General features: G+C 31.3%; 10 protein-coding genes. 2 read left to right on the top strand and 8 right to left on the bottom strand.

The window, feature by feature from the left end:
- Nucleotides 1-602: 602 nt before the first annotated feature.
- The 4 genes from JMO20_RS14025 to JMO20_RS14010 all read right to left on the bottom strand — a co-directional run bounded on the left by JMO20_RS14025 (nucleotide 603) and on the right by JMO20_RS14010 (nucleotide 2,971).
- The gene (locus tag JMO20_RS14025; RefSeq protein ID WP_202710321.1) at nucleotides 603-1,142 is read right to left on the bottom strand and encodes a hypothetical protein; all 540 of its coding nucleotides are present in this window, start codon (nucleotides 1,140-1,142) and stop codon (nucleotides 603-605) included.
- A 261-nt stretch (nucleotides 1,143-1,403) separates the two neighbouring features.
- On the bottom strand, nucleotides 1,404-2,093 hold the full coding sequence (locus JMO20_RS14020) for an abortive infection system antitoxin AbiGi family protein (protein WP_202710320.1): 690 nt from the start codon (nucleotides 2,091-2,093) through the stop codon (nucleotides 1,404-1,406).
- A gap of 238 nt (nucleotides 2,094-2,331) precedes the next feature.
- Complete coding sequence (locus JMO20_RS14015; protein WP_202710319.1) at nucleotides 2,332-2,691, bottom strand: VOC family protein; 360 nt, start codon at nucleotides 2,689-2,691, stop codon at nucleotides 2,332-2,334.
- A 49-nt stretch (nucleotides 2,692-2,740) separates the two neighbouring features.
- Complete coding sequence (locus JMO20_RS14010; protein ID WP_202710318.1) at nucleotides 2,741-2,971, bottom strand: hypothetical protein; 231 nt, start codon at nucleotides 2,969-2,971, stop codon at nucleotides 2,741-2,743.
- 485 nt (nucleotides 2,972-3,456) lie between these two features.
- On the opposite strand from JMO20_RS14010, the gene JMO20_RS14005 reads away from it, so the two are divergent.
- Both JMO20_RS14005 and JMO20_RS14000 read left to right on the top strand, forming a co-directional pair.
- A complete protein-coding gene (locus tag JMO20_RS14005; RefSeq protein ID WP_202710317.1) occupies nucleotides 3,457-3,723 on the top strand; it encodes a type II toxin-antitoxin system Phd/YefM family antitoxin in 267 nt (88 codons plus the stop codon).
- Nucleotides 3,716-4,021, top strand: coding sequence for a type II toxin-antitoxin system RelE/ParE family toxin (locus JMO20_RS14000; protein ID WP_202710316.1), 306 nt, complete (start codon nucleotides 3,716-3,718; stop codon nucleotides 4,019-4,021). Before JMO20_RS14005 ends, JMO20_RS14000 begins: the two co-directional genes overlap by 8 nt.
- A 357-nt stretch (nucleotides 4,022-4,378) precedes the next feature.
- Here the strand turns inward: JMO20_RS14000 and JMO20_RS13995 are convergent, their stop codons facing one another.
- The 4 genes from JMO20_RS13995 to JMO20_RS13980 all read right to left on the bottom strand — a co-directional run bounded on the left by JMO20_RS13995 (nucleotide 4,379) and on the right by JMO20_RS13980 (nucleotide 9,675).
- Nucleotides 4,379-4,966: a TIR domain-containing protein gene (locus JMO20_RS13995; protein ID WP_202710315.1), complete on the bottom strand. Its 588-nt coding sequence runs from the start codon at nucleotides 4,964-4,966 to the stop codon at nucleotides 4,379-4,381.
- Between the two features lie 20 nt (nucleotides 4,967-4,986).
- The gene (locus JMO20_RS13990; RefSeq protein WP_202710314.1) at nucleotides 4,987-6,201 is read right to left on the bottom strand and encodes a tetratricopeptide repeat-containing protein; all 1,215 of its coding nucleotides are present in this window, start codon (nucleotides 6,199-6,201) and stop codon (nucleotides 4,987-4,989) included.
- A gap of 365 nt (nucleotides 6,202-6,566) precedes the next feature.
- On the bottom strand, nucleotides 6,567-8,306 hold the full coding sequence (locus JMO20_RS13985) for a dCMP deaminase (protein WP_202710313.1): 1,740 nt from the start codon (nucleotides 8,304-8,306) through the stop codon (nucleotides 6,567-6,569).
- 322 nt (nucleotides 8,307-8,628) lie between these two features.
- Nucleotides 8,629-9,675, bottom strand: a complete 1,047-nt coding sequence (locus tag JMO20_RS13980) for a Fic family protein (RefSeq protein ID WP_202710312.1) — start codon at nucleotides 9,673-9,675, stop codon at nucleotides 8,629-8,631.
- Nucleotides 9,676-9,886 lie beyond the last annotated feature (211 nt).

Genomic DNA, 9,886 nt, shown 5'->3' with positions numbered 1-9,886 from the left:
TACTTTTCTAAGTACAACTAGTGTAAACACCTTGTTATATGATGGATGCAGACTCCCCATTGAACTAATCTAAACCCTTTCAGCAACCCATACTAATTAAATTGATTAAAATATGGCTAATTATCAATCTAAAACATAGCAATCTCCTCAAGGTACAGTTTTTTTTATAACTTCTCCAATTACAGCCTTGATTGCTATGTTTATACAACCACTAACCTTTATGGAATCTATATTAGTCTTAGCAAAATCTAGAGCCATTCTTTGTTTAAATAATAAGTCACTTCATTAACTCACTTGAAAAACATAACATTGCGAATCACTACTCCACACCTAGATTTCATAAAAGCTGTATTTTTTATCAAACCTCTCCTGCATCTGTCATATAACGTCCCGTGAGTTAGCGACGTGTACATCCATCCTTGTTCCTGTGCATGTCGCCAACTCGCTGTTATGAGAAGTCATAAGCGTGAGCTCCGAACAAATAGGAACATAAGTCAACTCTATTTAATTTCTTTAATAATATAACTCAGCAATCCGACACTACATTTTATACCTAGCATCGAACTTCCTGACAGTAAGCTTAAAAAGCATATTAGAAAAATCTACAGTTTACGTAACTTCTCTACCTCAACATCCCAATCCATTATTGTATAATTAAAGAAATTGAACAGCTCTTCGTTTTCATTAAAGTAACCTTTTGCACTAGCAATAATCACCTGGCAGAATCTTCTTACATTTAAACGATAATGTCTTACGCATACATCGTTATAGTTAGTTGTAGTAACTCCCGCAGAATCAGAATATACTTCTATAGGCTTCTTTTTTTCAATGACCAAAACAAAATCATCGATTGTTTTACTATCAACATTTGGTGAACCTTCATGAAGCATAGAATTTCTTAAACTATAAACGACTTCACCACTCAAGTATGGCATATTCGTCTCTTTACTTTCATCAAATGGGCTTCTTTCATATGTTCCAACATATTCATCATACCACTTCCTATATCTAGATCCAGTTCCTTTATTTGGATACTTGGCTTTACCACATATATCAGGAATTGTTAGTGCTAAGGTCATTGCTGCTAAATAGGCTTCACTATCTAAGGCTCGGTTTATGTCTTCAATTATCTTATCAATCATATACTCATCTCACTTTCATATCAAAAATTCATACATAGTAGAAAGTAACTAATCTCCAAATTTTAATTTATAACGTAGCTTATGATTTCGCATAACGTCTTCGTGTTTGCAACACCTTTGAACTGGACCCTAAAGGAATACCTGAAAGTGGAGCTTTGCTCCCAGTGAAAAGGTGTGGTGCACAATTCTCTAAAGATTATCCATAGTGCACCTCTACGCAAAATTTTTATTATGCGAAGTCTTATTTTAACATTTATAATTCTAGACTGTTGTTATATGTCCTTTATAATTGGGGAACTCCGACATAAACTCGCTTAGATACTTAACAGGTAAAATAATTCTATAAATATCATCTAACTCAAACTCTACCTTTATTAGCGATCTCCATTCGCGTTCCATATAATAGTTATTTTCATCATCATCTTCTTTAGAACTATCAAAAAATTTTAAGTAACTCATAATATATTGATCGATAAAAAATCTCATATTCATTATTTCTTTTAATTCTTCTGGTTTTCTCCCTTTTCTCATGTATTCATCATTAAAAAATTTATTTATCTTTTTCGAATAATTATCAAACATATCCATCCAAGATTCTCTTGGCATCGTAGAGTTTTTATCAATATAATGAACAGGGGTTGCTCCTTTGCCAGCAATAAATTTCTTTTTAAACGAAATACCAAATGGACTATACTTCTTCATATGTATATTCATCTCTGATATTGGTATGTCACAAAAACAAACCATATAAACTATATATAATTCATTATCAGATATTTTTTTGCTCATATCCATATCCTGTGATGAAATTATATTGTCTGGCCACTCTTTTTTCTTCAACACTCCACTATTTAGTATCTTAACCAATAAGTTAAATTGTTGACTCTCACCCAAACCTCTACCCACAAAATGTGTTAGTTCATTTGATACATAGTTTTGCCTTTCTGCCAATTAACTCTCTCCTTTCATAATGCTAATAAGATTTTGCATAACGTCTCGCAGATTCGCGGCGTCCCCTTCAATGCTCCTAATCTCAGGTAAACTCTAAGCCTTACGTAAGTCAGCACCAGCCCTCTTTCATACACATCAACTGAGATGTCGTTAATCTGCTGTTAGACGACGTCAGCACATATTAAAACTATCCTACAAATCAAAAAATTATTTAATTAAACAAGCTTAAAATAAAATATTATATTTTGCTATAAATCTCTATATCATTGCCTTCACTATCTTTAAATTCTAAAACCCAATTCTTATTAATCTTAGTTAAAGGAAATACTATCTCTACTTCTAATTTATCAAGTTTTTCTTTTACTTTATCCATATTACTTACTTCAAAACTAGGCAAACAATTATCTCCCCAAGTAACTTCTTCATTAACTTCACTATTATTAAATAAACAAAATCTAAAACCTTTAATATCAAAAATACTAAATACCTCATCTCTCTGATTAACTTTCTGCTCAAAAAACTTTTCATAAAAATTAATAGCTCTATCCATATCTTTAACACAGATATATAATGAATTTAAATTAATTTCATAGTTCATTCTATTACCCCCTTAAAGCTATAAATAACTCACTAATGTCTTATAAAAATTATTCTCTCTTTTTAAAAGAATCCCAATAGTTTTTGCAAATACCTAAAAATTGTTCTTTACTCACAACAGTATCATTTTCATCAAAAATTTTAATTTCCTCAGTCTTTATTCTTAAAATTCCACCTACACTTGAAGAAATGAAACAATTAATCTTTATATAATCACTATTTATTATTTCTCCACTCAAAATTTCTGGTTCTAATTTCTCTATTTCTTTTATATCCTCCATTAATACACCTGTATTATCCCAATCTTCAAAATCAAATTTAGTACAATTTATTAATATTACTTTAAAATAACTATATTTAGAATTTATTAATTCTGCTAATTATTGAATCTCAATAGTTAATAATATATCACCATTATTTTTAATTATTTGCTCAATGATTCCATCATGGAAACTATCTATAATCGTAAGTTGTTCAAATAATTTCATCATTATTTCTCCTTTTTAAAAAATACCCCCAAGTGCTTATGTTGTCTAACGTTTCGTGTTTGCTATTCCTTCGAACTGGACCCTAAAGGAATACCCTTAAGTGGAGCTTTGCTCTCAGTGAGAAGGTGTGGTGCACATCGCCTCAAAGTCTATCCCTTGTGCAAACATTTTGTTATCGGATGTCACTCTTAAATTAAAAACATTTTATCATAACAGCGTATTAATTTTATCATAATAATGATATAATATAAGTAATAAACCTAAAAGGAGTGTTGAACATGCCATTTATTAGACCCATTTCAGATTTACGTAATAATTTTAATAAGATTTCAGAAATCTGCCACCAAGAAGCTGAGCCTGTTTTCATTACTAAAAACGGTCAGGGCAACATGGTTGTAATGAGTATGGCGCTTTATGAAAAACAACAAGCTTTATTAGAACTTTATCAAAAGCTTAGCGTGGCTGAATCTCAAAGTCAATTAAATGAACCTAAAATATCTCACAAGGAGTTGATATCAAAGTTAAGGAGCAATTTAAATGAGTAAAAAATATGAGACTAAATACCTACCAATAGCTGAAAGAGATCTAACTGAAATTATCGAATACATTCAGTTAGATGACCCTATTGCAGCTATCAAATTCCTTGATAAGATTGATAGTTCAATATCTAAGCTAGAAGAAATTCCTTTCATAGGGAAAATTCCAAAAGATAGTCGGCTTGAATATCTGAGCTATAGAATTCTTATAATAGGTAACTACCTTGTATTCTATGTCGTTCAAGAAAATACTGTGGAAATCAGACGTATTTTGCATGGAAAAAGAAAATATGACTTTCTTTTTTAATAACTACTTCAAATCAATGATGTCCGATAACGTTCTCGTATTTGCGACGTCCCTGAACCAGACCTCAGAGATAGATCCCCTTAGTGGAGCTCTTCTCCCGGTGAAGGGATGTGGTGCACAACGCCCTAGGCTTGTACCTCGTGCACCTTTACGTAAATATAATGTTAGGCGATGGAATCAATGGAAATTACCATTAGACATTAAACAAAACCGTTATCATATAGCACTCGATCAGCTACTAGCCGCTGTCAATGCAAACCCGCTACCTATGATATTTAGTTGAACATAATAACTTCAAAATATAATGAGAATCTCATTTTTAGTATAATCTAGAATATTGCATATCCTTTATCTTACTTAAGGTCTAACTTTCGTTTTTGAGGAGATAGGACTACTCTTTTTATCAAATGCTTTGTCAATATATTTATTAGGGTCTTCTTTAAAATCATCCCATTTCACCAATACACAATACCTATCTTCTTCACTCCAACAGCAACCACTATCTTTTGGAATGTAATAATTATAACTAAATTCCTTTACCACAGTCTCGTTATTTATGCTCACATAATTATGAGTCCCTCCACATGAGCTACAGGTGTATTCACCTTTATATATATTTCCATACATGGACGGCAAAGCAACTCCTAGTATACCATTCTTAGTATTATTTTCTCCGTTGTAAAGTGAAGCTTGCAACTCTCGTTTTATATAGATTTGATTTTGAAGCCAACTATTTTCAGCACTATAACTACCAATTAAATGAATAGTTACAGTTGAATCCGAAAGATAGTCTTCTCTTATCTTTCTCATGATATAATCTTCATCATCTGAATCAATAGCCTCATTTAATGATTTATCAATCATATCAATATCCAAATCATCTTGTATCTCTTCTTTATAAGAGATATCTTCTGTCTTAAATGAAATAAAACATTTGTGGGCCATAATTTAAAACCTCCTCTTTTTTATATTAAGTTCTTAAGCTCGTCTATTGTATCTATATATGTTTGCTTTTCCCAATCAGCGCTACAACTCTTATAAAATTCATCCTGATATTTCTTATAGTTCTCATCATCCCCTAGGCAAAAATAACAAACAGAAAGAGTAGCGTACATCCAAAAATTAACCTCTTCAGCTTTTAGATTGCTTTTAATAATTCTGATAATTTCTTTTCGTACATTCTTGCTTTCAAATTTTAAATAAATAGTTTCTTCGTTCGACAAATTATTCTGTTTTGTCTTTAATAATAAACAATTGGCGTAGTTTTCTCCATTATAGTAATCTTTTTGAATAATATATCCTTTTTTATAAAAATAAATAGCTTCATCTAAATAATCAAAATTCTGATTCAATCTATACAACCGTTTATAAATTGCTCCTGTAATTCCTATCGTCTCTATATCAAGAGAATTTTTAGGGGTTAATCTTTTGATAATATCAAGTGCTCTATCCAAAGCAAAAGTTTCGTTAGGAACTTTCGCTTTATATGTACAAAGAGCCAATTGTTGCACTATGTAACAATTATTTGGCAGTAAATCAACAAGCCTCTCCCATATAGGTATAGCACATTCAAACTGGTTTTGATTTTTTAAGTTTTCAGCCTGTTCGACCAAACTTGAAATATTTTCACTTTTTCCTTTAGCTTCATCTACTATTTTACTGTATTCGTCATCGGTAATATCTGGCGGAGAAATGTGTGGTAAATATGTGTATAATGGACTATCAGTCTCCTTCTTCTCACTAGCTGTAACAAACTCTTTAAGTTTTTTTCTTATCACCTGAGCTTCTTTATCATCTAAGTTTTCCCCTATCTCTTTATATACAAGAAGTCTAGAGTGACTTAAGTCAAAAGGAATTCTACATTGTTCTTCTACCATAATGATAGTAGAATAGGGTTTTAGAGCATGTCTCACTCCTAGTTCGTATATTGCATTGGGATTTAATGTTGTAATATCCGCAATAACTAAATCTGATTTCATTAACAAAGTATACATGCTGACATCAATTATAGAAGAGCCTGCTATTTCATCTGCTCTTATCAACTCATAATCTGTCAATTCTTTTTCAAATAACCCTTTAATTACCTTTTTATAAATCTTATCCAAGTCTACTTCTTTCGAGTTTTCATAATCCATCTTTTTTCCAAAACCCATTACTACAAAGCAAATCTTCTTACTCATATTAATCCTCCTTGTCTCATCAAAATATAAATAATAAACTTCCCATTATTGCATAATATAGCTTTATTCAATAATAGATACATCATGTAAATAAAACACTAATTGATTCTGTCGCCTAACGTCTCCGTGTTTGCGACACCTTCGATCTCTAAAAAGAGTTGCTTATGGCTGTGAGCCTGCGAACGCCTAATGCAACGACTGACTCGGTTAGCGAGAAGGTGTGGTGCACAAATCCACATAGTTTTTCTCTAGTGCACTCTAGCGCAAACATTATGTTAAGTGAAGTTGGTCGCAACTCTTGCTAAAGCTCTTACAAAGACCTCTGCTAAAAAACTATCCCAATTTTATGCTATGAGTTTTTACTATTATTCTTCGTTTAACATCTTCAATTCATCCTTTATTGATAATCGTTGAGAATAAAGCTTTGTATAAGCACTTCCAATTGCACCATAAAATAATTTCATTTTTAGATTATTATCTCCAAACTTTAGAATGTGGTCTTTTGATATGCCTGGATATGGATCTATATAGTAAATCTCTTTTATCCCAAGTTGGTATGCTTTTTTTGAACATAATTCACATGGACTGGCAGTTGTAAATAAAGCACCTTCTTTTATTCCAATTCCTCCATACTTAACAATTTGCAAAAAAGCATTTTCTTCGGCATGTAATGACCGAGTATGAACTTGATTTTTTTTATCATGAATATCTTTAAAACAATATGGATATAGTCTACCTTTAAGTCGCGAATAATTTATTTTAGACCTAAGATTGTGTATTTTATCACTAAATTCATTGTTTTCTATTTCAAATTTACTATGCGAATTATAATCTCTATTTACACATAATGAATTGACATCTCTTAAGTTACAGGACACCTGACCTGAAGGTACATCATTCCAACCTATTGCTTTAATGCTAAAGTTATTGTCTGTTATTACTGCACCGACCTGTCGTGATAAACATCCAGAATTTAGTTTAGCATTATATGCAATTTGCATACATCGTTCAATATGTGAGGGAGTTACTAGTCCTGGGTGCTTCATTAACATTACATACATTATGAGTTGCTTTGTTAAGTAATAATTTTCTTTTATAGATGTTTTAGGATTGTAAATATGAATGTCAGCTATCTCCAGACAAGCGGCTATATTTTGCTGATTAAAAGTTTTTTCATCTGTGAGCTTGTTAGGGTATTCCATTGCATCTAAACTTAATATTTGATTTTTGTTCATTCCAGCTAAACGACGTCCTCGTTCTTCATCTTCTGTATCAATTGCTATCAGGTAAAAGGCTGAATATCTATCTTGAAAATATGTAGCTTCGTAAGGATTCCTAAGTGCATCAATACATATTAGTGTTGATTCCTTCTTTAATCGTTGAACTTCACGAATAGCTTTTATGAAATCATTTGCACGTTGAGCTAAGTCAAACATGTTCTTACCACTAAATGAACTATTGAAAGGATTACCACTAGATCTGACATTATTTCCAAACTGTTGGAAGAAATATGTGTATGCTTGAGCTATGCATTCTTGGTTATCGCCTTTTATATTTATCTGTTGTGTTAGTGTATACTTTTTCAAAACTTCCTTAAATCTAATTGTTTCTTTACTTATCTGCGATAATAATTTAAGTTCAGCAATCTTAATTTCAGCTGAATTCTTTTTTAAACGTCCATTTTCGCCAATATAGTTTTTAAAATCTTCCGAAATCTTATTAATAGATGGAGACAATGTCTCAAGTTCTGATAAAAGTTTGTCTTTTCTATGAATCTCTATATTTTTTTGTTCGTTTATAAACTTCTTGATAGGGCTATAACCTTCTTGAAAAACAAATGAAGCTAGAACTGTTGACATTTCAATAACTCTAAATGGTGTCCAATTACATTTTGCATAATTATATACAAGTCTATATTTGCGTTGTTCATTCTCAGTAAAGTCACAATCTTTTGGTGTTTTTAGAGCAAGCTTGTTAAAATTATTTTGAGATAGAATCTTTGAAACAGTTGTACAACCAGAACCAGTTCTTCCAGTTAGACCGATTACAATAAAATCACTACGTTCCTCAAAAATCGTATTTACCGCATCGCTAGAACATGACATAATTTACTCCCCCTTTTTTTCTAACTATATAATTAACAATAACACCTATTTTAGGTTTTACTATTATTCATAATACTAGTGGTTAACATCAATTAATCCCAAAAGTTCAACTTGTACAAACTGAATGACTAAGATAAGTAATTGCGACTAATTTCATTTAACGTCTCCATGTTTGCGACACCTTTGAACTGGACCTCAAAGGAATCCCCCTTGGCGGAGCTTGTCTCCCAGTGAAAAGGTGTGGTGCACAAGACCCCAAAACTTGTCCTAAGTGCACCTTTACGCAAAAACTTTGTTAGAGGATGTGCTTTAGTTACCGTATTTATTTTAATCTTCTCCATTTAGCACTCCTCCCTTTATTTATTGGTTCAATTTTTTTCGTGTCTTTTAATTCTTTAAAAACTCTATTAAGAGTAGACTCTGATACATCGGGACATGCATTCCTTATATCTTCTTTTGAAAAAGTACCTAATACATTCATTATTGCTTCTTCAACTCTATGACTCTTGTTTCCTTTTTTATTTTTAATTAATCCTACTCTACTTTCAAACTCCTTATATGCTGCTAATATTGTACCTAAAAAATATTCTAGCCATATAAAGATATTATGATTTCCTTCGTTCCATCCAATAGAAGATTTATATAATGTGTCATAATAACTTGCTTTGCTCTCTTCAATAATTCTTTCTAAACTTATATATTTCCCCACTTCATATCCATATTTATATAGCATAAGTAGGGAGAGCAATCTAGCCATTCTACCATTTCCATCATTAAAAGGGTGAATGCATAAAAAGTCTAAAACAAAAGTACCTATTAATATCAGTGGATCAACAGTTTCAGATCTCATAATTTCATTTAAATTATTACATAAATCTTCCATTGCATGCGGTGTTTCAAAAGCGGTTGTTGGTTTGAATCTAATATACCTCTTTCCATTTGGTAAAATCTCTTCTATCACATTATCTTGATTTTTCCATACTCCACCATTTGCAGATACATACTTATATAAATTCCTGTGGAATTGTAGCACTATACCTGTACTAACAGGAATTGCTTCATAGGACGTATGAATTGCTGTAAGTACATCTCTATATCCAGCAATCTCACCTTCTGAACGGTCAACTGGAATAGACTTTTCTTTCATAATTTTTTTTAATCTCTTGTCTGTTATAATTATTCCCTCAATACTATTTGATGCTTTAGTACTCTGGATAATCGCTACCTCTTGAAGGGTTTCTAATATCTGAGGAGATTGATTAATATAGAGGTTTTGCTTTCCTTTATACTCATTGATTTTAGATATTAAAGTTACTATATTCATTGGTATACTAAAATTGCTTAGATTATCACTCTTATAAATTCTCATATTTATACTCATCCTTTCTAAATATATTCATATCATTATGTTTGAATACAATTATTATATCATGATTATGTTCTAATAGACATAATCATATTCATATATTTTTTAATGAGTATTTTTATGCAATTTGAATATCATAGTGAGCATGTCTTATAACGTCTTCGTGTTTGCGACACCTTTGAACTGGACCTATAAGGAATACCTTAAAGTGGAG

This window comes from Sporosalibacterium faouarense (assembly GCF_016765695.1).
Taxonomy (GTDB): Bacteria; Bacillota; Clostridia; order Tissierellales; family VENL01; genus Sporosalibacterium; species Sporosalibacterium faouarense.
This window is presented reverse-complemented; position numbering and strand designations above follow the sequence as displayed.

Excerpts from the sequence above, each read along its gene's own strand:
- JMO20_RS14025 (WP_202710321.1), bottom strand. The coding sequence starts at position 1,142 with ATGATTGATAAGATAATTGAAGACATAAACCGAGCCTTAGATAGTGAA.
- JMO20_RS14015 (WP_202710319.1), bottom strand. The coding sequence starts at position 2,691 with ATGAACTATGAAATTAATTTAAATTCATTATATATCTGTGTTAAAGAT.
- JMO20_RS14010 (WP_202710318.1), bottom strand. The coding sequence starts at position 2,971 with ATGGAGGATATAAAAGAAATAGAGAAATTAGAACCAGAAATTTTGAGT.
- JMO20_RS14005 (WP_202710317.1), top strand. The coding sequence starts at position 3,457 with ATGCCATTTATTAGACCCATTTCAGATTTACGTAATAATTTTAATAAG.
- JMO20_RS14000 (WP_202710316.1), top strand. The coding sequence starts at position 3,716 with ATGAGTAAAAAATATGAGACTAAATACCTACCAATAGCTGAAAGAGAT.
- JMO20_RS13995 (WP_202710315.1), bottom strand. The coding sequence starts at position 4,966 with ATGGCCCACAAATGTTTTATTTCATTTAAGACAGAAGATATCTCTTAT.
- JMO20_RS13990 (WP_202710314.1), bottom strand. The coding sequence starts at position 6,201 with ATGAGTAAGAAGATTTGCTTTGTAGTAATGGGTTTTGGAAAAAAGATG.
- JMO20_RS13985 (WP_202710313.1), bottom strand. The coding sequence starts at position 8,306 with ATGTCATGTTCTAGCGATGCGGTAAATACGATTTTTGAGGAACGTAGT.
- JMO20_RS13980 (WP_202710312.1), bottom strand. The coding sequence starts at position 9,675 with ATGAGAATTTATAAGAGTGATAATCTAAGCAATTTTAGTATACCAATG.